The organism is Tateyamaria sp. syn59, from assembly GCF_007995245.1.
Lineage (GTDB): Bacteria > Pseudomonadota > Alphaproteobacteria > Rhodobacterales > Rhodobacteraceae > Tateyamaria.
The window spans coordinates 26,821-50,101 of record NZ_VCBA01000022.1; the positions used below are offsets into that span (position 1 = coordinate 26,821).

General features: G+C 63.0%; 19 protein-coding genes. 9 read left to right on the top strand and 10 right to left on the bottom strand.

The window, feature by feature from the left end; genetic code table 11:
* Positions 1 to 85 precede the first annotated feature (85 nt).
* Together FD715_RS21340 and FD715_RS21345 are read left to right on the top strand one after the other, a co-directional pair.
* Positions 86 to 646 (top strand): GNAT family N-acetyltransferase, encoded by a 561-nt coding sequence (locus tag FD715_RS21340; protein ID WP_147114967.1) that lies wholly within the window; start codon positions 86 to 88, stop codon positions 644 to 646.
* An 84-nt stretch (positions 647 to 730) separates the two neighbouring features.
* Complete coding sequence (locus FD715_RS21345; protein WP_147114970.1) at positions 731 to 2,503, top strand: ABC transporter ATP-binding protein; 1,773 nt, start codon at positions 731 to 733, stop codon at positions 2,501 to 2,503.
* A gap of 14 nt (positions 2,504 to 2,517) precedes the next feature.
* Here FD715_RS21345 and FD715_RS21350 read toward each other — a convergent pair whose 3' ends face one another.
* From FD715_RS21350 to FD715_RS21380, 7 genes are all read right to left on the bottom strand, one after another.
* Entirely contained in the window at positions 2,518 to 3,783 is a 1,266-nt protein-coding gene (locus FD715_RS21350) for a DUF563 domain-containing protein (RefSeq protein ID WP_147114973.1), read from the bottom strand.
* 181 nt (positions 3,784 to 3,964) lie between these two features.
* Entirely contained in the window at positions 3,965 to 5,260 is a 1,296-nt protein-coding gene (locus FD715_RS21355) for an arylsulfotransferase family protein (RefSeq protein ID WP_189799597.1), read from the bottom strand.
* Positions 5,257 to 6,747, bottom strand: coding sequence for a sulfotransferase (locus tag FD715_RS21360; protein ID WP_147114978.1), 1,491 nt, complete (start codon positions 6,745 to 6,747; stop codon positions 5,257 to 5,259). Before FD715_RS21360 ends, FD715_RS21355 begins: the two co-directional genes overlap by 4 nt.
* Entirely contained in the window at positions 6,744 to 7,001 is a 258-nt protein-coding gene (locus FD715_RS21365) for a hypothetical protein (protein ID WP_223275026.1), read from the bottom strand. Before FD715_RS21365 ends, FD715_RS21360 begins: the two co-directional genes overlap by 4 nt.
* A gap of 262 nt (positions 7,002 to 7,263) precedes the next feature.
* On the bottom strand, positions 7,264 to 8,367 hold the full coding sequence (locus FD715_RS21370) for a DUF4185 domain-containing protein (protein ID WP_223275027.1): 1,104 nt from the start codon (positions 8,365 to 8,367) through the stop codon (positions 7,264 to 7,266).
* A gap of 301 nt (positions 8,368 to 8,668) precedes the next feature.
* Positions 8,669 to 10,207 (bottom strand): protein O-mannosyl-transferase family, encoded by a 1,539-nt coding sequence (locus tag FD715_RS21375; RefSeq protein WP_147114984.1) that lies wholly within the window; start codon positions 10,205 to 10,207, stop codon positions 8,669 to 8,671.
* A gap of 74 nt (positions 10,208 to 10,281) precedes the next feature.
* Entirely contained in the window at positions 10,282 to 12,087 is a 1,806-nt protein-coding gene (locus FD715_RS21380) for an AsmA-like C-terminal region-containing protein (RefSeq protein ID WP_189799598.1), read from the bottom strand.
* Between the two features lie 474 nt (positions 12,088 to 12,561).
* Here FD715_RS21380 and FD715_RS21385 point away from each other — a divergent pair, with 474 nt between their 5' ends.
* From FD715_RS21385 to FD715_RS21405, 5 genes are read left to right on the top strand one after another with little or no spacing between them, the layout of a single operon-like run.
* Complete coding sequence (locus FD715_RS21385; protein WP_223275028.1) at positions 12,562 to 14,106, top strand: UbiA family prenyltransferase; 1,545 nt, start codon at positions 12,562 to 12,564, stop codon at positions 14,104 to 14,106.
* Positions 14,107 to 14,117: 11 nt separating this feature from the next.
* Positions 14,118 to 14,537 (top strand): GtrA family protein, encoded by a 420-nt coding sequence (locus FD715_RS21390; protein WP_147114990.1) that lies wholly within the window; start codon positions 14,118 to 14,120, stop codon positions 14,535 to 14,537.
* Entirely contained in the window at positions 14,534 to 15,859 is a 1,326-nt protein-coding gene (locus FD715_RS21395; protein ID WP_147114993.1) for an FAD-binding oxidoreductase, read from the top strand. Before FD715_RS21390 ends, FD715_RS21395 begins: the two co-directional genes overlap by 4 nt.
* Complete coding sequence (locus FD715_RS21400) at positions 15,856 to 16,617, top strand: SDR family oxidoreductase (RefSeq protein ID WP_147114996.1); 762 nt, start codon at positions 15,856 to 15,858, stop codon at positions 16,615 to 16,617. Before FD715_RS21395 ends, FD715_RS21400 begins: the two co-directional genes overlap by 4 nt.
* A 10-nt stretch (positions 16,618 to 16,627) precedes the next feature.
* Positions 16,628 to 18,211 carry a hypothetical protein gene (locus FD715_RS21405; RefSeq protein ID WP_147114999.1) on the top strand — a complete coding sequence of 528 codons (1,584 nt, stop codon included), beginning with the start codon at positions 16,628 to 16,630 and terminating at the stop codon, positions 18,209 to 18,211.
* A 12-nt stretch (positions 18,212 to 18,223) separates the two neighbouring features.
* Here FD715_RS21405 and FD715_RS21410 read toward each other — a convergent pair whose 3' ends face one another.
* Positions 18,224 to 19,855 (bottom strand): glucan biosynthesis protein, encoded by a 1,632-nt coding sequence (locus FD715_RS21410; RefSeq protein ID WP_147115002.1) that lies wholly within the window; start codon positions 19,853 to 19,855, stop codon positions 18,224 to 18,226.
* Between the two features lie 309 nt (positions 19,856 to 20,164).
* Here FD715_RS21410 and FD715_RS21415 point away from each other — a divergent pair, with 309 nt between their 5' ends.
* Positions 20,165 to 20,398: a type II toxin-antitoxin system CcdA family antitoxin gene (locus FD715_RS21415; RefSeq protein ID WP_147115004.1), complete on the top strand. Its 234-nt coding sequence runs from the start codon at positions 20,165 to 20,167 to the stop codon at positions 20,396 to 20,398.
* Complete coding sequence (locus tag FD715_RS21420; RefSeq protein ID WP_147115006.1) at positions 20,398 to 20,697, top strand: CcdB family protein; 300 nt, start codon at positions 20,398 to 20,400, stop codon at positions 20,695 to 20,697. Before FD715_RS21415 ends, FD715_RS21420 begins: the two co-directional genes overlap by 1 nt.
* Positions 20,698 to 20,746: 49 nt before the next feature.
* On the opposite strand, the gene FD715_RS21425 is transcribed toward FD715_RS21420, so the two are convergent.
* Together FD715_RS21425 and FD715_RS21430 are read right to left on the bottom strand one after the other, a co-directional pair.
* On the bottom strand, positions 20,747 to 22,591 hold the full coding sequence (locus tag FD715_RS21425) for a V-type ATP synthase subunit A (protein ID WP_147115009.1): 1,845 nt from the start codon (positions 22,589 to 22,591) through the stop codon (positions 20,747 to 20,749).
* Positions 22,588 to 23,280 (bottom strand): hypothetical protein, encoded by a 693-nt coding sequence (locus FD715_RS21430; protein WP_147115012.1) that lies wholly within the window; start codon positions 23,278 to 23,280, stop codon positions 22,588 to 22,590. The genes FD715_RS21425 and FD715_RS21430 overlap by 4 nt, the downstream gene beginning before the upstream one ends.
* Position 23,281: the final 1 nt, after the last annotated feature.

A 23,281-nucleotide genomic window follows, 5' to 3' on the forward strand; every position in this document is an offset into this window, starting at 1 on the left:
CGCCTTATTCGACCATTTTTTGGACCGTTTGCAACCAGATCGGAACCAGCGCGCCATAGCGCAAGGGAAACAAGGGGGTCACATCATGACACACAAAGGCGTTGAACGGATGGAAGGTGTGCGCCTTGCTTTGCGTCTCGCACGGCCCGGCGATGCCGGATACATCTACAGCCTGCGCATGGATCCCGCCTATAATCAGCATCTTTCTGCCGTGACAGGCACGGTAGAGGATCAGGCAAACTGGCTGCGGCGATATCTCGACCGGGAAGCGGCGGGGCAAGAGTATTACTACATCATTGAGCGGCTCGACACCGCACAGCCTTGCGGTGTTGTGCGGCTCTACGATATCGAAGCCGACGAATTCACATGGGGCAGCTGGATCCTGGACAATACGAAACCGGCAAAGGCGGCGCTCGAGAGCGCCGTGCTCAGTTACATGATCGCGTTCGAGCGTCTGGACCTGACGACATCCAACTTTGACGCGCGCATCGGCAACGCCCGCGCCCTTGCGTTTTACAGGCGGTTGGGTGCCGAAGAGATGGGCCGGGATGCGCAGGATATCTTTTTCCGTTACACACGCGCGCAGTTTGAAAAAGACAGGGATCGCCACATGCGCGTCATACACGACCCGCAAACCGCGCAATGACGCCTCGTCGTCGTTTCGACTTTACAGAATATGGTTTAATGCCTAGCTGTCCATCCTTGTCCAACGGAACCAGAATGTATCTGCATGTTTGAGAGCACGCTCGACAAATTGAACAGCAGACTGATCGTCCGCCTGCTGCGGGAAAACTTCCGCCTTCAGATCCGGAACTACTCGATCGCAATGGTGGCCATGGTTGGTATTGCCGCAACAACGGCGCTAACGGCATGGATCATGAAGGACATCATCGACTCGATGATCGAGTCCGGCAACCGGGCGCAGGTCTTTGGCGTCGCGGCATCGGTTGCGCTGATTTTCACCGTCAAAGGCATCGCAACCTACACGCAAACGGTATTTCTAAGCCGCGCTGGCAACAGCATTGTCGCGGCACAGCAGCGGCGCCTTTACGCCGCGATCCTCAAACACGGCGTGTCCTTCTTCACCGAACGGGACTCCTCCGACCTCTTGATGCGGGTGACCTATTCGGCACAGGCCGCACGAACTGTGGTCGAAACGCTGGTGATGGGGTTTGTGCGCGATTTGCTGACCCTGATCGGGCTCATCGCCGTCATGATCTACCAGCAGCCCACGCTGTCGCTGTTTTCGCTGGTCTTCGGGCCTGTTGCCCTTTACGGCGTGCGCCGCATCCTAGTGCGCGTGCGCGACATCATGCAGGCCGAGATGACCTCGATGGCAGAGATCATCAAGGTCATTCAGGAAACGGCCATCGGCATTCGTGTGGTCAAGGCCTTCGCGCTTGAAGACCGGATGAACAAGCGGATGGACTCCGCCGTCGCCAATGTCGAAGACCGCGCCAACGCCATCGCGCGGCTTGAGGCGGCCACCAGCCCGCTGATGGAAACTCTGTCCGGCTTTGCCATCGCAGCCGTTGTCGCCCTGAGTGTTGTAAACCTCTTCGGCGAAGAGGCCAGCACACCGGGGCAGCTGATGTCCTTTGTGACAGCGCTTTTGATGGCCTATGAGCCGGCCAAGCGCCTTGCCCGGATGCGGGTCACAATTGAGGCCGGGATGATCGGTGTCGGCGTGATGTACGAAGTTGTTGATATGCCCGTCACCATGGTCGAAGCCGAAAACGCGCGCGACCTGCCCGCGGGTGCCAGCGCTGTCCATCTTCGCGATGTGCATTTCGAGTACAAGGATGATCAAACGATCCTGAACGGGCTCGATGTCGTCTTTCCCGCCGGTAAAACAACCGCACTTGTGGGTCCATCAGGTGGTGGCAAGTCCACGATCATGAACCTGATCATGCGCATGTACGACCCCACCTCTGGACAGATCGACATCGGTGACGTGGACTTGCGCGAAGCGACCTTTGCCTCGCTCCGGGAAAAGATCGCCTTTGTCGGGCAGGATACGTTCCTCTTCTCCGGCACGATCCGGCAGAACATCGCCTTGGGTAAACCGGAAACCACCGATGACGAGATCATCGCAGCAGCTAAGGCCGCACATGCTCACGACTTTATCAGCCAGTTCGATGACGGTTACGATACCATTGTCGGTGAAAACGGTGCCAGCCTGTCGGGTGGCCAGAGGCAGCGGCTCGCCATCGCGCGCGCCGTGTTGCGTGACAGTCCGATCCTGCTGATGGACGAGGCAACAAGCGCGCTCGATTCTGAATCCGAACATTTGGTCAAGCAGGCGCTCGATGAACTGACCAAAGGGCGCACAACCATCGTCATCGCGCACCGCCTGTCCACGATCATCAACTCCGACCTCATTCTGGTGATCAAGGACGGCCGGGTCGAAGAGCAGGGAGACCTGAACACCTTGCTGGCCCAAAACGGCCTGTTCCGCAGGTTGTATGACCGGCAATATGAAAAGGCCGAGCCAACGACCTAGTGTTCCGTCTGACGCTAGCCTGTGATCATGCTGCGTGCGTCATCGCCGGGCGTGGTCGACCTCGCGAGCACCGTGTCGATATGGTGCGAAAACACGTCGACCGGCAACTGATAGGACGCACCAAACGCATCGAACGTGCTGATGATCGGCTCATCCGCCTCGACGAAACAATAGGTCATCTCGCACCCTGACACGTGCGCCATGTTCGAGAAAAAGCACCCGCCCGAATACTCGCGCAAGGCCCAGACCAGGCTTTGACTGCCGGGGCGCATGAACAGTGTGTTGGCAAAGGCCGCCCCGGTCGGGCCGATCACCACATCGGCATTGTGCATCAGGCTCACTTGCTCGCGGAAACTCAACTTTTCCATTTGAACCGCTTCAAATTCACGGGCCTCGGCCGCAGTGCGGATTTCATCCTGGTTGTAAGACCGCGCTCGCGGGGGACGAACCAGAATGACGCGTTTCGGGCTATCGCGATCAGGCGCGATCCCCAGAGCATTCAGAATGGTGTCCCGCACTTGCTGCACGACACCCACGTTCTGGGTGTAATCCGCTGGTACGGGCCACATGTGGTCGCGCATATTGAATGGGCCAGATACGGGTGCAGGAATATGGATCAGCCTTTTGATACGGTACGCCGTATCGTCGCGCAGGATGACGACCTCTCGGTTGCCGCGAAACAGATCAAGCGTCTGTCGGAACGATGGGATCTTTTCTGCCGTCTCCGGCAGCAGAAGTGGGTAGTCGTCGAATTCCGCAGGCAGGTTCTGGGTCAGTGAGATGACTGGCAAAATCTCTGCCAACCAATGGTACCAGTTCACGTCACCATGTCCGAACGCACAAATGCCCTGTGGAATGTCGTCCGTCTTCTCGTGTTTGGTGACAAAGTAGTCCTGAAAGAAAAATCCACTGTTGGTGACCAGGCTGATCCGATCGAGCTTGCTGTACATCTCGTCCGGCAACAGCACGTTGTGCTTTTTGTAGATAAACGAGGATCCGGTTTTCGCCGTGACATCCTCCAGCAAGACCGGGCGGATGGGCGGCAGCGGCCGGGTAAGCAACTCGGTGTCTTTGCCAAACGAGCGGGGGGCCGCAACACGGCTTTCTCCGGCCTCGAAGACGGGTGCCAGCACAACGCCCGCATGGTCAGCCAGATTGGCAATCTGGTATCCGCGGTAGCCCATCAGGCCCAGACCGTAGGCAGATGCCTTGGCGATGGGCGGCGACTTCATCTGCCCACGCACCAACCGTTTTACCACACTGCGCCGAATATTCGTCATGCCGCTTGTCCGAAATCTTGCCTTGCAATGCCGAGTAGGGCGCTCGCGCTTTCGGCCTTGAGTGCGCCATTGCGCGGCGTTCCCACCACCCGATCAAAATGTCTTCACTGCGTGCAATCTTAAAATCCGCGCCATTTTGCAAGCGGGATCTGCGCGGCACCGATCCACCGGCCGGGCAAGACTACTGCGACAGCGCAATGGTCTCGTTGCAGGACGGCAATCCGTTGGTAAAGAAATCTTCGGGCACGTGGCGGGCCTCGGTCACGATCAGGTTGCTGTCTTCGTCCCACACCATGTCATGGGTCCACACCACCTCTCCGTCACCCGACACCTCAAGCAAGCGGCCATGTTCGGCCTCGGTCAACAGCAGGTTGCCGTTGGGCAGCGTCTGATGCTTGCCTCGGCGCCAGGTATAGAATGGCTCGTCCTCGGTGCCTGCGAAGTCCACGGTCACGCGCCGGTCGCGCGGGTCGATCCGCAGGATCCGCGACTGCATCGCACCCGTCGCATTGTCAAAGACGGTGATCGTGCCATCGGGTTCGAAATCCGGGTCATGCTGTTTGAACCACGGCCCGTGCTGCCACCACTTCAGGATGCCGGTCTGCGGGTCCACGACGGCAACAAGGTTGGGTTCGCGCAGGCTGAACATCAGGTCACCCGCTTCAAACATCGGGAATGCATCAGCCATGTCCGGGCGCAGCATCTCGACATCATTGGGGTGGAACGGGTCATTCAAATAGGTAACCTGGCCATCGGCGTCATCCGGCATACGCACCCGAATGTCAAAGATAGCCCGCTGATCCCCGTTCTTGGCCGCCACGATGTCGTTTCGCAGGTTCAGGGAAAAGGTCTTTTCGCCCGTCGCCGCGTCAAGGCGTACCATATCCTCGCCATACCAGGTCCAGATGCCGCCAGCCCCGTCACGCGTGATCGAGTGGTGAAACCCGCCGCGCACGCTCCACATGGTCTGGCCGCACTGGTCAACCCGCGCAATGGCGTTGCCCACGTCAAAGGTCACAACGACTGATCCGTCCTCGAACACTTCCATCCCGTGCAGCATGACGTTCTGGGGCGGCGTGTCGGGATCGAAGTTTTCGTAGTTGATGGGCCAACGGTGCACCTCGTCCCCGTTGGCATCCATCAGGCGCACGGCAAAGACCGATGTGTCCTGATCGTCGCTCAGCCCTGCGATCAGCACGTAACCCGGCATCCGCTCCGTGCCGGGGCGCTGTTCAAACCCGCGGTCCGGATCCGGCGTGCCCGTGTCATTGGGCGCGACCAGGTGGCGCGTGGGTTCCAGCCCGATGTCATTGCGCCAGTTCTGCGAGACATCCAGATAGGTCCGGTGCGCCTCGCCGATCTGCGGGGCGGGGAACCAGCCCCACCAGGACGACACGATCCCGTAGACCATGGCGATCAGCGCAAACGAGACGATAAAAAATCCGCGCGCAAAGCTGTCGGATGAGGGCAGTTTCATTCCATGACCTTTCCAAATGAAGACGACGCACGGCCTATGGCTTGATTGCATAGCTCGGCATGCAGAATATCGGCGCGTTGCAACAAGGCCGGTGACGCGCCCGGCACATCGGGAACCGCGCGCGGTGGGCGCAGGATGCCCGCGATGGCCGCCACCTCGCCCGGATCCTGCACGTCGATAGCGGCGGCGAGGTCGGGCAAATGCGCTTCGGGTTGCGTGCATAGCGCATCATGATCGACAAAGACCGTTTGCGGCCCGGCTGTCGCCAACACGTGTTGATAGGCGTCAATCCAGTAGCGTAGCCAGAAATCCACATGCTCCGCACCCAGCGCGCCCGCCCTTTGCGGGCCGAATGCGATAGGCCGCAGGGCCGCGCCGAATTCAAAATGCCCGATCCCTTCCATGTACCGCCGGGCAAAGGGTTCGCGGGCGTGGAGTTCGGCAAAGCGCTGGTGCTGCGAGATCAGCGAGGCCACCTGCGCGCGCGGATTGCGGATCGGCACGACAATGGACGCGTCGGGAAACACCTGCTCGAGCAACCCAAGCCGCGCGATATTGGCGTTGTTTTTCGAGATATAGCGCGCGGCACCCGGCTTCGTCGCCACAACCTTGGCCATGTGCGTGCGAAAGAAGTTCTCAAACTCCGGATTGCGATCTTGCGGGGTCCATAGCGCGATGCGCTCACCCTCGAAATGCCGGGGCCAGAACGCCATCCATAGCATTTCCTCGAACGCTTCAGGGCTGTCCATGCCAACCTCGATCCCGTCGCCATGGGCGCGCTCGCTCTTGTCCCCGGCCTTGCGAAAGGCACGCGAAAAGCCGCCCCACAGCAGCGGAGACAAGGTGAATGGCATATGCTGATAGGTGGCCGAGGCAAATTCGGGCAGGCCCGCCAACCCTTCCAGCATGATGGTGGTGCCCGCACGGGGCAGGGAGGTGACAAAGACCGGCCTGCGGGCCGCGTCCATGTCGATGCGGCGGCGGTACACCTTCGTCTCAAACGACCCAAGCCGGATCTGGCGCTCGGACGAGGCAAAGGCGAAATCGTGCAATGCCCTGTCCATAGGACCGTAGGGCACGTCCGCCCGCGTATCGCCCTCCGCCGAGCGTTTGCGCAACCGGTCCAGGGCAATCCAAAGCGCGATCGCCGCAACTGTGGAGCCCAGCAGGAACGGCCAGCCCAAGGCAACGGCCACAACATGTTCAACCGTGTAAAACCCCAGCGCCGCACCACCCCACACCACCAGCACCGACGCGCCAATGGCCGCAACGCCGATGCCTGTGATCCGGAAAAACCCGCCCAGCAGTTTGAGCGAGGCGCGCTGCACGCGCGCTTCCTTCTCCTCTTCGGCGATGTCGCTGTTCATCATCACCGACAGCGCGTCCTGTGTGGTGGTCACGATCCCGCCGGCGACCTGTTGGGCGTGCAGCGCCCTCAGCACCCAGATAAATGCGACAAGGCCCAGGCACAGGGCCGCGATGCTCAACTCTCGGTCTCGCTCGGGGTGGGCTGGATCTCGGCCTTGGCCTTCTTGGCGCGCATCATCCGCTTGACCGGATACCAGACGAACCCGACAACGGCGAGGATCAGCGCCGCAATAAGGGCGATCATGGTGCCGATCGCGGTCAATCCCGCGCCCGGACCCACATAGGCCTGCGCGGCCATGGGCAGACCGACCAGGGCCGTGGCCAGCAACGTGGCCGCATGGCCCCTGTTCAAAACCCACAAATTGCGTTTCATGGCGACATCCTCACGTCAAACACATACAGGCGACGCAGCCCGCCAATTGCTCAAGCGCAGCGCTCCGTCGTCGTTCATTGCAAAGGTTGTGGGTTGTGCCGCTTGCGGCAAGTCAGGGCGCGGCCAGCGGCAAAAGCCTGCCAGATCGCGCCCATGGGGCGGAGCATTTTCGCCCGTTTGCGTCCGGCGCTCTGCCAAGGGGGCGAAAGAGCGCCGAAAGCCTTCGCATCATGAGCGAAGTCGCGCGAGGTGCGCGGGCAATCTACTCCGCGATCTGCTCGACTGTGCTACCCGGTTCGATGAGGTCAGTGGCGTCCATGACCGCCATTTCCACGGAAGACGCTTCAACTGTGCCCTTCATCAGAAACACGTTGTAGACCGGTTTCCACTTGGACATCGTGAAATACACCGTGTCGTCGATGGTCTGGCCGGGCACGATGTAGGGCGCATAGAGGCCCGGATACTGGTCCGCATGGGCCACGATCTGCGCGTCGGTCCAAGGACCGGTCATGGTCGGCGCGGTGCGCAGAATAACTGCGCGTTCGACGGGCTCAAGATACATCATCAACCACGATTGATGCACCTCGCTCCACGCCACCGACAACTCGCCCGCAGGCGCAGGCACCACCGCCTGAGCCGCATGGACATCGCGCGCCCAGCCGATGCCGGTCCAGTATTCATAAGCCGGCGGATCAAACACGTCCTCGGGCGTCACACGGCCCAACCGCACACCGCCAAACCGGCCCTGGGGGATGCCAAAGACATAGATTAGCCCCTCGTGTTCCACATAGGCCACTTGTTCAAACCCGGTGCCTGCCGGCCACATCGCCGTGTCTGACCGCGTCCAGTTCTGGCCGTCATCGTCGGAATAGGCGAGGCCCGAGCGGCGCACATACCACTTGTCATCCTGGCCCCACATACGCACCGACATGTAATGCAGCACCATCCGCTCCCCCAGCGAGATGCCGTTAGTCGGGATCACGGTCCACTCAAAGCCGGGGATCTTGGCCGACCGGATCACTTCCTTGGCCGCACCCGTGGCGGTTTCGATCATGGCGGCAATGGAAAAGTCGCTGGCGGGGTCCGGATCCGCCATGCGGGCCAGCGTGTTGCTGCGCCAGTCGCCACCGTCCGACCCGTAGGTGTCACCAAACACCATGAACAGATCGCCCTTGTGCTTGAACATGTGGCCCAGATCGGTGCCATGCACGTTCCAGCGGGCATCGGTGGCGTTCGGGGACGCGGCGCCGGTCAGTTGGCTGACGATCTCGGTGTCCACGATGCGCAGCCCTTGCGGGATCTCTGCGTCGGGAAGATCAAGAGACAGGGCCGCCTCGGACAGGGCCATGGTATCAATGACGTCCATGCGTTCCACTTCGGCATTCGCCATTGGCAAGTGACCAGAACAGGACAGGATGAAAGCGGTCAGCGAAACGCCGAACAGGGCAGGGGATATGCGCAAGGCAGAGTACCTTCTATAGCCGAAACACGGTTGTAGTCGGAACGTCTCGGGCGCTTTGGCGATTCGGCTAAGAGCCCGTGCGCAAAAGGTGCGGCGTATCTGTCAACGGATCAAGCGGATTGCCGCTCATGTGACGTAATGTAAGAATAGTTGACGCAGCGTCGTCCTGCTTTTTCAAGCATTTGGTTAATGAGCGGGCATCTGCCTAGTCTTGCGCCACTTCTGTCGATGCGTCCAAGCGGTCGCAAACAAAGCCATAGGCGGGCCATCTTACCGGGTCGGGTTGCTCAATGGGCACGGTGCGGCAGGACAGGCCCGGATTGCGATGCTCGATCCAGCGCAGCATCTGTTCGCCGTCCGTCGGGATCACCACACCGCCGACAGGACCCTCATCCGGGATCGCCTCCTCGGTTCGCCATGTCACGCGGTAGATGGCCGGTTGCGGCACCTCGTCCAACAGCTCGTGATAGAGCGTCGCCATGCGCAGCCCGTAGGACATGGACACGACAGGCTGATCAACCGGCGCCTGCGCCATGACCGCATCCAGCGTGTCGACAAGTCCGGCGTAATCCGGCTCTCGCGCATCGAGATACAGCGCCATCTGCGCGGCCCGAAACACGCCCACAGTCAGCAAAAGGGCGCCAATCCACGGGCGCACCCGCGGCCAGCGCGCGACCCACCAGCCAATGGCCGCAATCGTCCCGATCAGAAGCGGGCCAAGAACCGGCAGGTGAAACGCCTGGATGTCATAGGCCCCGTACCAGATCATGAAGGGCACAAAGGCGAGCGCCGTGCCCAGCACCAGCGCGATGCTCACCCAACGCACATCCCGACCGCGCCAGCCGACAGCGAACAGCACAAGGCCCAGGGCAATAACCGGCACCGACAGCATGGGATGGGCCTGGCTCAGGGTGCCCCACAGGACCAATGCGGTCTGCAGCGATTGCAGGCCAGAGCCATAGAGGTCGCCAAAGTAAGTGCCTGCAATATAGTCGCGCAACTCGGACACGGTAGGCGGAAGTGGAAGGTACTCTGAATAGGCCGTCGTGGGCGCATGCGTGACCCAGGCCAGGTACAGGTACTGGCTTGCCCCCACGGCCAGCAGGCCAACCACGGCCAGCAGAACCTTGGGCCGCAAGAGCTGGCGGTAATGCGTCGCCATCACCAGCAGCCCTACGGGCGCCAGCATCACCATCATCAAGTGATTGCCAAAGGATAGCGCATAGATCGCGCAGGCGAGGATGAAGTACCGCGTGCGCTTTGTCTCGACAAAGAGGATCAGGGCAAAGACCACAGACAGGATAAAGGCGAGGGCGAGGGGGTAGACCTCTGCCTCTGTCGCCTGCACCGCCATCAGACCAGCACTGCCCAAGAGAAACGCCGCCGCCACCCCGAACAGCGCGCTGCGCGTCACCCGCCCCACGATCACAAAGCTCATGGCGACCGCCAGCGCACCGGGGATGGAGGCCATCGCAATCGTCATCACCCGCCACGGCTCGAACGGCAGATCCAGCGCGCGCACGAGCGTGCCGATCAGCAGCACAAACGGGTATCCCGGCCCGTGGACCAGGATCGACGTGTGGCCCAACGTCTGAAACTTGGCCGAGTCGCCCGCGTTCAACATGCCGCCAAGGCCGGGGAACAGCAGGTTGGAATAGTAGATCAGCCAGACCAGGAAAATCGCCACCGCCAGCCAGGGGCTTTGATATAGGGGGCGACGGTGGGATGGGGTGTTACTGGACATGTGTTCAATTCAATTTCGGGGTCGGATGCGCGCCCCGCTTCACCGGGGCGGCGCACCGCGTGCCATGTCTTTCGTCACGGGGCCATGTGATGGGACGGAACATGAGCCGCCATCTCAAATTGCGGCACGCCAGCAGCCACCATGGGAGTAAACACCGTGCCGCCGATGCCAAAGGGCAGGTCAACATGCCGCGCGATGTCCTCGGCCTCCGGTTCCTGCGCAGGCGACAGCTGCGCATTGCCCACAACGGACACCGCACCGTCCTTGAGGCCGACCTCACCCAGCATATCAATCTCCAGCCGGTCGCCCGCGATGGTCAGGCGCGAGATGCGCGCGGTGCCCGCCTCGATCCCCACATGCCCGTCGATCAGGTCGAAATAGGTCCGGCCCGCTGCGGGAATAAGCGGGCCCTTCTCCTTGGTCATGAACTGGCGCCCGTTGGCGAGGGTCTGCAGCGTTGCGGTAACGTCGCCACCGCTCAGGCTACCGTCCTGCATCGACGCGGTGACGGCACCCGACAGACTGCCAAACAGCGCTCCAAGCGTGGCGCCGCGCCCGTCAAGCCGCAGATCGGCATCCAGCGCCCCTTCGGGCAATTGCGGCGTGCCGATCAGCCGGGCCTGCATCCGCTCTGCAATCGGTTGGCTGAGGCTGGTCATCGACGCGTCGGACAGCGCTGCGGCGACGTCAACCTCGCCCGTCTGCGTCACGCCCATCTGCGCTGAAAACCGGCCCAGCGTTTCGCTGTCAATCAGCACATCCAGCGACGCGCCTGCCGCCTTGGCGATCAAAGACACCGACACCGTGTCGATGTCCGTGCCACCGACGGACAGATCCTGCCCGGCGAGGGTAAAGTCGGCCTCCAGCCCGTTGATCCAATTCGTCCTGATCGGGGCATCGGCCCAGTTTCCGACGTCCACCGCGTGCATCAGATCGGACACGGCCGCGTCCAGCCCCCGCTCAACGGCCAGCAGCTGGGCCAACACGGGCAGGTCGGCCCCCGCCGCACGCACGTGCAGATCACCGGTCAATGCAATCCCGCTGTGGGACACCGTGGCGTCAGAAATGCGGATCGCCTCCGAGGTCATCGCAAAATGCCCGTCAATGGTCAGCGGCCTGCGCCCGAAGGCAGAGATATTCTCAACCACCTGCCGCACGTCGGCCAAAAGGCCGGTCTCGGGGTCGGCACTGCCCTGATCGGCAGGCACAGGCTCGTCCGCGGGATCAAATCGGATCGAAAGACTGCCCGCGCTGCCCACCTCGGAAAAGGCGCGGTGCGGATCGTCCAGCTGCAACCCGATGATGGCGCGGCGCGATCCGACGACAAAGTCGCCCTGAACCATCACGCCCTCGGACACGCCGGGCTGTGCGATGGACAGGTTCAGATCCGACAGGTACATGGCGTCCGCCACATCCAGAACACCGTCGACGATTTCGATATGCGCAGGCGCAGCCGTGGCCTCTGCATCATCCGCCCAGTGACCAAACAGGGCGGCAACATCCAGACTGTCGAAGGTCAGGTGGGGACGGTGCAGATGCAGGCTGGCGATCTCGGCCTGCCCCTGCAGCAGCGGCGTCGGGCGCAGGGTCGCGTCGATCCGCGCCACGCTCAGCGCACCCTGATCGTCGCCCAACTCAACAATCGGATCGGCCACCACGACCCGCAGGTCGGGGCGCACGGTCACTGCACTGTCGTCGCGCAGATCAGCATGCGCACCGGCGATGCGCCCGATCTCGGCATTGATCCCGGTGCGCGCAATCGCATCAAGGTCAGGTTTGGAAAAGACAAACAGCGCACCGGCGCCGCCCAGGACAAGCGCGGATGCAACCAGACCCCGGCGCAGCCAAGGGGCGCGTGTATCTTGGCGTTTTGGTCCCATGCTCCTCCTCCCGGCACGCCTGCAGAAATCAGGCGGCTGAACGGCACTCGAACAATCATGCGTCGGGCCATACGGACCCCGCAGGCCGCTTCGGCAGCGATTCCTGCGGCGGCACAGCTTAGATACGGTTTGGTGTGCCGCGTACGCAATGTGCCCGCCAGCGGTGCGGCATCTGCCGCGTATTTTCCGGCCTTCTGCCGCCGATGATCCCTGCAATTGGGCGCATCCCTGCCGATGCTCAAGAGGCTTTTGGAACAGATTTGCAACGGTTTTACTTTTGCAGACACGGTGCCGCGGCGGCCGTGAATGCCGCCTTGGGCACATAAACCATGTGGGCGCCATGTGGGGCGGATGGCGGTCGTACCGCCCGCCGCAATACAGGCGGCAGCACGAGACACAAGGGTGTGCGGCGGCACCGCCGACACACGATCAAACGGCCCGAGACGGGACCAGAACCCAGAGAAAGAGACGCGCATGACGGTCAAAAACCATGTCGAAAGCCTTTCAAACTCTGACATGACAGAGGTGCAGGGCGGCGCCCGCGCCACCGCCGTTGACGACGACACGGCTGCGGCACTTCCGAACCTGCCCGACCTCGAAACCGCTGTGGACACACCGCTGGTGGTTGACCTGGATGGCACGCTTTTGCGGTCCGACCTGCTGGTCGAAACCGCCTTTCGCCGCCTCGGCCGCGCGCCGGGCTCTGTCTTCGGCATGCTGGGCGCATTGAACCAGGGCCGCGCACCGCTCAAGGAATACCTCTGCGCAGGGGCCGACTGCGCGCCCGAAACGCTGCCTTATGACAAGACGATCCTGTCGATGATCCGCCTCGCCCAACTGGCCGGGCGCAAGGTCTACCTGGCCTCCGGTTCGCACGAGGACATGGTCAAGGCCGTCGCCGACCACCTCGGCCTCTTCACCGGCTATTACGCGACCACCGCCACGGTCAATCTGTCGGGCCGGGCCAAGGCTGACCTGCTGGTCAAGGAGTTCGGCGAGAAGGGCTTTGACTACATCGGCAACGCCGCCGCCGACCTGCCGGTTTGGGAACACGCGCGCCAACCCATCGCCATCCGCACCCCGCCCAGCGTCTCTTCACGGCTGCGCAAGATGGCCCCCCACGCCCAGTTCATCGAAGATCGCGGCGCCACCCTGCGCGACTGGGCCCGGCAATTCCGGGTGCATCAATACGCCAAGAACGCGCTGATCTTCGTTCCGATGATCGCCGCCCACGCGCTCAGCTTCCAGAACCTGTTCATCTCGGTGGTGGCCGCACTGGCCTTCTGCATGGCGGCCTCAGCCTGCTACATCCTGAACGATCTCGTGGACCTGCAGGATGACCGCGCCCACCGCACCAAACGCAACCGTCCACTGGCGCGGGGGGACATCCCCCTGATCCACGCCATGCTGGCGATACCCATCCTCCTGGTCCTCGCCGGTGTTCTGGCACTCTCGATCTCATGGGCCTTCACCGTGGTCCTTTCGGCCTATTTCGCGATGACGACAGCCTATTCCTTCTACCTCAAACAGGTTCTGCTGGTGGACGTGCTCACGCTCGCCGGGCTCTACACCATGAGGCTGCTTGGCGGTGCCGTCGCCTTCGGCGTCACGCTGTCGTCCTGGCTGCTGGTCTTTGCCCTGTCGATCTTCGTCTCGCTGGCGCTGATGAAGCGCTTTGTCGAACTGACGGCCTGCGCCGACGCCGACCGCGCCTCGCCCGAGAACCGGGATTACGAAAACGTCGACCTCAGCATGATCGCAGCACTCTCGGCGGCGGCAGGCTTCAACGCGGTGACGGTCCTTGCGCTCTATGTCTCGGGCCACACGGTCACGCAGCTTTACAGCCGCCCCGAAATCCTTCTGCTGGTCTGCCCGATCATGACCTACTGGATCGGCCGCGCCCTCATCCTCGCGCAGCGGCGGCAGATGCAGGACGACCCGGTGGTCTTTGCCATCAAGGACCCGATGAGCCGGATCAGCGGCCTTGCCATGCTGGCCGTCTTCGTGCTTGCGATCTGACGAGCCACCTCATGTTCAAGTCCCTGTCCCAAGGCCACCCGATTGCGCGCTACGCGGTCACCGCCGTCCTGTCCGTGCTGGCCAACCTGATCGCGCAAGAGGCGACGGTGCAAAGCCTGCCCACGGCACACCTGATGGTGTCCATCGTCGTTGGCACGCTTGTCGGCTTCTTCATGAAGTACGTCATCGACAAAACATGGACCTTCCGCGAGGCCTATACGTCTCCCCGCGGCGAGGCGCAGCGCATCACCCTCTCGGGCCTGTTCAGCGTGGCGACCACGATCATCTTCTGGTCATTCGAACTGGGCTTCTACGCCATCTGGCAGACGGACTTTGCCAAGTATCTCGGCGCCGTCATCGGCCTCAGCATCGGCTACGTCCTGAAATTCTGGCTCGACCGTCGCCACGTGTTCCGCGAGGCCACGGTATGAAGGATCTCAGCGGTTGGGGCCGGTATCCCCGCCTGTCCGGGCCACTTGGCATGGCACGGGACACTGGTCCTGCGGCCACTGCCACAGCGACGCTACCCGGCGTGATTGCCCGCGGCCTCGGCCGATCCTACGGAGACGCAGCCATCGGGCGGGACAATACGATTGACGCCACCGGATTAAACCGGATGCAGTCCTTTGACCCCAAAACAGGCATCCTGGCGGTCGAGGCGGGCGTGCCCCTCGCCGACATCATCGACACTTTCCTGCCGCAGGGCTACTTCCCCTGCGCTGTCCCCGGCACGCGCTTTGTCACTGTCGGCGGCATGATCGCCTCGGACGTGCATGGCAAGAACCAGCATATCCACGGCACCTTCGGCGACCATGTGGCATGGCTGATGCTCGCGCTGCCCGACGGGCGGGTCATGCGGTGCGGCCCCCAGGAAAACGCGGACCTCTTCAAGGCAACCATCGGCGGCATGGGCCTCACCGGCACGATCCTGTCCGCAGGCTTCCGGCTCAAACAAGTCGAAACCGGCTGGATCCGCCAAACCACCCACGTCGCCGCCAGTCTGGGCGAGGCGGTGCAACTCCTCAGCCAAACCGCCAACGCCACCTACACCGTCGCCTGGATCGACGTTCTGGCCCGCGGCGCGTCCCTTGGCCGCTCCCTGATCCTCGAAGGGGCACACGCCACAGCCGACGACCTGCCATGGGGCGACGTGCGCTTTCCGCCCTCCACCAATGGCCGCCTCGCCGTGCCCATGGACATGCCCGGCTGGCTTCTGAACGGCATGACCGTCCGCGCCTTCAATGAACTCTACTACCGAAACGGCGCGCGCAAGGCCGGGCAGACCACCACCGTCCCATGGGACAGCTACTTCTTCCCGCTCGACGGCATCGCGCATTGGAACCGCATCTACGGGCGGCGCGGTTTTGTCCAACACCAATGCGTCATCCCCGAGGCCAAAGCTGAAAGCGTCGTCGCGGGCATCCTCGAACGGATCTCCCGCCACGGGGCAGGGTCCTTCCTCGCCGTCCTCAAACGGCTCGCACCGGGATCAGGCCTCATGTCCTTCCCGATGGAGGGGCTGACGCTCGCCCTCGACATCCCGTTCAGCGAAAAACTGAAACCGCTGCTGGCCGAGATCGACGCACTTGTCGTCGACGCAGGCGGCCGCCTGTATCTCGCCAAGGATGCCACCCAATCGCCCGCGACCTTCGCAGCGGGCTACCCCAATCTCGACCGATTCAAAACGCTCCGAGACGAGATTGGCGCAACGGGCCGCATGGCCTCAAAACTATCGGAAAGACTTGGACTATGACGGACACGGATCGGCACAATTCGCCGAAAAGCCTGCTTGTGGTGGGCGGCACCTCTGACATCGGGCGGGCGGTCGCGTCCACCTATGCCGCACGGGGGTGGCAGGTCACCCTCGCCGCACGCGACACCGAAGGGGCCGGGCGCAACGCCGACGACATCCGCACCCGCACCGGCGCGCATCAGGTGGCGGTCCAGCACCTCGACATCCTCGACACCGGCAGCTTCGAGCCGTTCCTCGACGGCCTCGACGCGCTGCCAGACACGGTGGTCTGCGTCGTCGGCATGCTTGGCGACCAGACCCGCGCACAGGAAGACGCGGACCACGCCACCACCGTCATGCGCACCAATTTCGAAGGGCCCGCGCTGTTCCTTGAAATGGCCGCGGCCCGCTTCGCTGCACGCGGGCACGGCCTGATCGTCGGCGTCAGCTCGGTCGCGGGCGACCGGGGGCGGGCATCGAACTACGTCTACGGCGCGGCCAAGGCCGGGTTCAGCGCTTACCTGTCGGGCCTGCGCAACCGGCTGGGCAAAACCGACGTCCACATCGCAACCGTCAAACCCGGCTTCGTCAACACCAGCATGACCGCCGACATGGACCTGATCGGCCCGCTCACGGCAGAGCCCGAGGCGGTCGCCGACCGCATCGCAGCCCTCGAAACCCGACCCTCCGACGTCGTCTATGTCCTGCGCGCGTGGCGGCTCGTCATGTTCATCATCCGCGCCATCCCCGAAGCCCTGTTCAAAAAGCTCAGCCTGTGAGGTGCCCGGCATGTCACGATTAAGCAGCTCTCCCATCACCCTCGCCACATGGGCCACCACGCTCATCTGCGCTGCCCTCTTGGTGGCGCCCGGGGTCACCGCCTCGTCCATGTATTTCAACGACATCCTGATCTTCCTCGACGGCGCCTACCGCGTGGTCGAAGGGCAGGTGCCCAACCGCGACTTCCACACAGCACTCGGCCCCCTAAACTTCTACCTGCCCGGCTTGGGCTACTGGCTGACCGACCGGCTCGGCATGGCAATGCCCGTGGGCATGGCGGCGCTTATGCTGGTGACGGCACCCATTATCGTCCACGTCTTCGGCACAAGGCTGCGCCCCCTGATCGGCGTACCACTTGCCATCTTCCTCGTGCTCTTGCTCGCCACCCCCATGAACCCGGGCGAGATCCCGGCCAAGATCTCTTTCGCCATGTTCTACAACCGCATCGGCTGGGCGCTTCTGGGCGTGCTGCTGGTGCTGCACCTGCAACCATCACAACCCGTACGCGGGCAGGGGTGGCTCGACGCCGGATCGGCAGCCATCCTGACCATGCTGCTCTTCTATACCAAGATGACCTACGGCGTCGTCGCCCTCAGCTTCCTCGCCATCCTGCTGCTGCAACGCGCGCAGCGCGGTTGGGCGGCTGGGGCCATCGGGCTCTGCATCGCCATCGGCCTGCTGGTCGAGGCGATCTGGGGCGGCACGCGCATGCACATCGCCGACCTGATCGAAGCAACCAAGGTCAGCGGCGTCATCGAATCCTACATCTACGTGCGCTCCTTCATGCGGGTATCCGGCGAATACATCGTCTTCGCCCTTATCGCAGGCCTCGCGCTCTGGCATCGCCCGCACATCACCGACATCCTGTTCTACCTGCTCTGCGGCACCGCGGGCTTTGCTCTGATCAACCAGAACTTCCAGCACATCGGGATCATCACCATGCTGGTCGGCGGCGCCGTCGCGGCAGAGATCATGATGCGGCACAAACGACCGAATGCCTCCATCACGATGAAAAGCCTCGTCCAAGGCGCCCCCCTTGCCATCAGCGTCCTGCTCCTGCCCATCGCGCTGTCATCCGCAGCAGCGGTCGGCATCCACGCTTACATGGCCAGCATCCGCGCAGGCTTCGCGCTCGAAACGCCGAACGGCACGGACATCCGCATCGTCAACATCTTCAACCGAGGCCAATACGACTTCTACCGCCGCTACGGTCAAAGCCTCGGCAGCGGTGCGGCCCTCATTGCCTCGTTGGAAAAGCCCGATGCGCGCGTGCTGGTGATGGACTTCGTCAGCCCCTTCGCGTCACTCGCGGGCCTACCGCCCCAAGACGGCGGCAACGCCTGGATGCACGACAACCGCAATTTCGACATGCAGGTCCACTTGCCCGCCGAAGAGATGCTGGGCGGCGTCGACGTGGTCATGATCCCAAAACAGCCCGTGGCCGAGGGGACCACCCAGAAGATGCGGCAAATCTACGGCCCCTATCTCGAACGGTATTTCGAGCAGACGCGCAGCACCAACTTATGGATCCTCTACGAACGCCGTCCGGTGCCGGAGGCCGTCACCCGACCCACCGGCCCGCAAAGCAGCTGACGGGCAGGGCGCTCAGCCCTGCTTGCCCGGCTCGACCTCCGCATCCATCAGCCACGTCTCGGTCAACGCACGGTCCCGGTGCTTCAGAAAGGCGCGCAGGCTCACGGGCTCCGGGCCAGTCTGGACGAAATCAAACATCAGGCGCCACCGCTCGGTGCCCACGATGGGATAGGCGTCGATGGGCTCCACGATCCGGCCATTCAGCGCGTCGATCACCGGCTCGACACCACTGTCACGATCCAGCCCCGTCAGCGAAGGACCCTCGAAATCGACAACCATCTTGTCCACCCCTTCGGGCAGCGGATCGCCGGGCACACCGCCCTCGCCCTGCCGCGTTGCCACGACCCAGGCGACACCATCGGGCTGCGGATCCCGCGCGCGCCACTCGATGTCATAATCGAACCGGAACTCCGCACCCTTCTGGGTCGGCCCCTCCGGCACCCAATAGGCCACCACGTTGTCAAAAGTCTCGTCAGTCGTGGGGATCAGGAACAGCTGCACCTGGCCTGCTCCCCAATCGCCCACAGGCTTCACCCAGGCCGAGGGGCGGCGGTTGTAGAACACGCCATCGTCCTGATAATGCTCGAACTTGCGGTCACGCTGGATCAGACCAAATCCCTTGGGGTTCTGATCCATGAAACTCGACGTGCTGACGCGTTCGGGATTGCTCAGCGGACGCCAGATCCGCTCACCATTGCCGGTGGCCAGCGCCAAGCCATCGCTGTCGTGGATTTCGGGGCGCCAGTCATCGCCGCCCGCGCGGTCACGCTCGGAATACCAGTACATGCTGGTCAGCGGGGCCACACCCAGACGCTGCACATCCTCACGCAGGAACAGATGAGCCGAGATGCGGGTCAGATGCCCGCCATAGGCCGCATTGCGCACCACACCAAAACGGTAGGCACCGGTGATCGACGGGCCGTCCAGCTCCGCCCAGATCGACAGCTCCTCGTCCTCCTTCTCGGGCGGGCCAAGCCAGAAGGCGGTGAAGCGCGGGAATTCCTCGGGCACGTCCAGCCCTGTGTTGACCGCAATACCCCGCGTCGACAGCCCGTATTGCGCCTCCGGCCCATCGGTCCGGAAGTAAGAGGCGCCCAGAAACGAAATCCAGTCCGGCTCGAGCCCCGGACGCATGACGCGGAAGCCGGCAAAGCCATAGCCCTCGGGCAGATCAAAGGCCGGGTTGTCCTCGGGCATGGAAAAGAAGTCGCGGACGAAAGGCACCTCATGCGCCGTGCCCGCCTCGTCCCGGATATAGATCTTGACCGGCTCGGGAAAGAACCGACCCGGATGAAACAGCTGCACCGGCGCCTTGTTGCGACCCACATAAAGCGTCGCGTCGGGACGGAACTGGATCTGCCAGTGGGCGCTGTAATTGACCCGCTCGATCAGGTCCGGCGCGGGGATCTCGACCGGCTCGAACGGTTGAGTGGCCGCGGTACGCGCCTTCTCCACCAGCCGCTCGAACGTCATCGGTCCATCTGCCGCCGCCGCACCCGACCGCGCACTGTTCCACAGACCGATGGTCAGGAACGCCGCCGACCCCGCCAGCACCGCGCGCCGGGACGGTTGTGCGACGGCGCTGCGGGCCGCCGTGCGTTGATTTGCCGATACTCTTCCGGATGTCCGATCAAAAAATCTCATTCTGGGGCCTAACCACGCTCACATACTGGGTTTCAGGGGATCAACTGTTGCAGAGTGTATAGAGGCGTGTGATCCGCCATCAATTTTGCCCCGGCGATCCGGCGCGAAGCTGCCGAAACAGGGCAGGGTGCCGCCAAAATCCGCCTGTAGGACGCTCTTTTTCCGTGCGTTCAGGGTCGGGCGGCCGTTCCCGCGCCACTTTCGGCAAAGCCCCGCCAGTGCGCACCCGGCACCTGCAATCCACACACAACATGCGCATGCTTGATGCGTACGTACTTTGCGCCTACCTTCACATCACAGGAGCCGCCCATGAACACGCAAAACCGCCGCAAACCGACCAACCTGTCGCTCGACAACGCGCTTCTGTCCGAAGCCCGCGCGCTGGACGTGAACCTGTCACGTGCGGCAGAGCAGGGGATACGGGCCGAGGTGCAGCGCGCGCAGACGCGGCTCTGGCAGCAGGAAAACGCAGCGGCGCTGGCCAGCTCAAACGCCCATGTCGACCAGAACGGCCTCCCGCTGTCACGCTTCCGCCAGTTCTGATGGGGCAATTCGACGTCTACGACATCCAGCCCGACGGCACGCTCGTCGTCGATGTGCAATCCGACCTTCTGGACCCGCTGAACACCCGCGTCGTGATCCCGCTCGTGCCCCTCGGCACCACGCTGAAGCCCGCAAAGCGCCTGAACCCGGTCGTCCGCATCGCGGACAAGGACCAAATCCTCGCCACCCAGTTCGTCGCCGCCGTGCCGGTCTCGGAACTCAAAACCCCCGTATCGAGCCTCGCCGAACACAAGGACGACATCACCGCAGCGCTCGACATGCTGTATCAGGGGTTCTAGGTCAGCACGGCTGACGTATAGGACTAATTATGTAAAATACAGCCCCACATCAAAGCGCAGCAATCCGGTCCTCAATCTGCCCCAGCAGCGCCTTCAACTCCGGCGTACGATCCGCGGCATAGTGAAAATTCTTGAACAGCCCCGTCACCTCAGTGAACCACGCCCGGATCGCGCCCTTGTCCTCCAGCGCCATCGGCGCATCCACAACCCGCTGCATCAACCCGAACACGCGCTGCTGTCGCTCCAACGGCGCGCAACTGTCCACATCGTCAAACGCATCCTGCTGCAGATAGATCATGTCGACAAACAGCGCCTTCTGGAAGGTGACGTAATCCGCCAGCGTCACGCCTTCCTCGCCCGTGACCTTCATCATCTGGCTGATCTGCTCACCGCGTTCCAGCAGCGCTTGCATCGCCTTCACCTTGCCCGTCCAACCGGGCTCGATATGCAGATCGTACCACTCCGACATCTGCTCCAGATACCGCGACCACGACAGCAGCGGATCCACCGCAGGATAGAACCGCTTGTAGGCGCGCTCGGATGACAGCCCCAGAAAGCACTTCACCGTCGACAAGGTCGCCTGCGTCACCGGCTCGTCAAAATTCCCGCCCGCGGGCGACACCGTCCCGATCATGGTCAGGCTGCCCGTGGCCCCATCGACGCCAGTCATCACCCCGGCCCGCTCATACAGCCCCTTGATCGCGCTTTCGAGGTAGGCGGGATACCCCTCCTCGCCGGGGATCTCCTCCAACCGTCCGCTTGTTTCGCGCATCGCCTGCGCCCAGCGGGAGGTGCTGTCGGCAATCAACAGCACATCGAGGCCCATCTGCCGGTAATACTCACCCAGCGTGATGCCCGTAAAAATCGACGCCTCCCGCGCCGCCACGGGCATGGACGATGTGTTGCAGATGATAATCGTCCGATCCATCAGGCTCCCGCCCGAGGTCGGGTCGGTCATCTCAGGGTATTCGGTGATGGTCTCCACCACCTCCCCTGCCCGCTCACCGCAAGCGACGACAATCACCACATCCACCTGCGCATTCCGCGCAATCAGGTTCTGCAACACCGTCTTGCCCGCGCCAAAGGGGCCGGGAATACACGCCGTCCCACCCCGCGCGATGGGAAAGAACGTGTCTATCAACCGTTGCGAGGTCAGCACCGGCGTGTCGGGATATTTCCGCTGCACGGCACCAGATTTCAGCAGATCCCCAGCCATCGGCCGCCGCACCGGCCAGCGCTGCGACAGGGGGATCACATGCTCCTCTCCCCCGTCCGAAGTCAGGCGCGCCACCGGGTCATTGACGGTCACGGCCCCCTTCTGCACCCAGTTCACGGTAAAGCTGCCAGTCCAGTTGAACGGCAGCATGATCTTGTGCGTAAACCGGCCTTCCGGCACCGTGCCGATGGTCTCACCGGCGCGCGCCTTGTCCCCGACCTTCACCTTGGGGGTAAAGGACCACTTCGCGGCCCGGTCCAGCGGGTCCACATCCGCCCCGCGCGGCAGAAAGATGCCATAAGCATTTGCCACCTGCTTCAACGGCGCCTGCAACCCGTCATAGACCTGGCCCAAGAGGCCCGGCCCCAAAGCGACAGACAAAAGCTGCCCGCTCTGGATGACCGGATCACCCACCGCCACGCCCTGCGTACTCTCATAAACCTGCGCGTCAGCGGTATTGCCCCGCACCCGCAAGATCTCTGCCTTCAACCGCTCCTGCCGCCCGCCCGCAGCCAGAAGGCTGGGCAGAATGAATACCATCTCGTTCTTGACCAACGCGCCCGGCGACCCGTCGGGCTGATCCATCGCCTCGATCCGTACCAACCCTTCCTGCACGGCAACGACGCGGGCGGTGGCCGCGTCTGCTTCCGGCTCATGCTTGACGGCAGCAACATTCATGCGCCCGCTCCTTCCATCTGCAAATGGGGAAAGTTCTTCAACGCCTCCTCCGACAACTCGGTAAAGCGCTGCGCGGCGGCCACGCTGTCCGCCTTGGCCCAGCGGTCAAAGATGTTCCACTTCAGCACGTAGATCACCACCGCTTCGAAATCGAAATGATGCCGCCCCGCATGGCGCTGCAACTGGCGAAAGGTGACATCCAGCAAATGCCGCTGCAGCCCCAGCGGATCGCCCGCCTCCAGCAGCTGCCCGGCCCGCCGCAACCACGGCATCGACCGATCGAGACCAAAAGCAGGCTCCCGCCAGTTCGCCGCGATCTGAGAGGTCCAGACGCCATAGCCCCAGTCCCCCTCCGGCGCCCCCGCCCCACCCTGCCGCATCCGCAGGGCAGCCACGGCCGTGCGCAATTCCATCCGCTCATCCACGATCCGCCGCAGGGTGCGTTGCGGCAGGTCCGCCATCAGCACCTTGGCCCGCCCCACCAGCGTGCGCAGGTCCGAGCCACGGTCATAGGCCGACCAACTGAGCAGCCCCTCGATCCCCGCCAATGTCCGCGCATCACCCTCGCTCAACGCCGACAACCTCCGCTCCAGCCGCAACCGCGACAAGGGCGGGCGCTTGGCCACAAACAACCGCTCCGAACTCGGCAGGCTGGCGACCAAGGCGACATAGGCATCGGGGTCCGACATA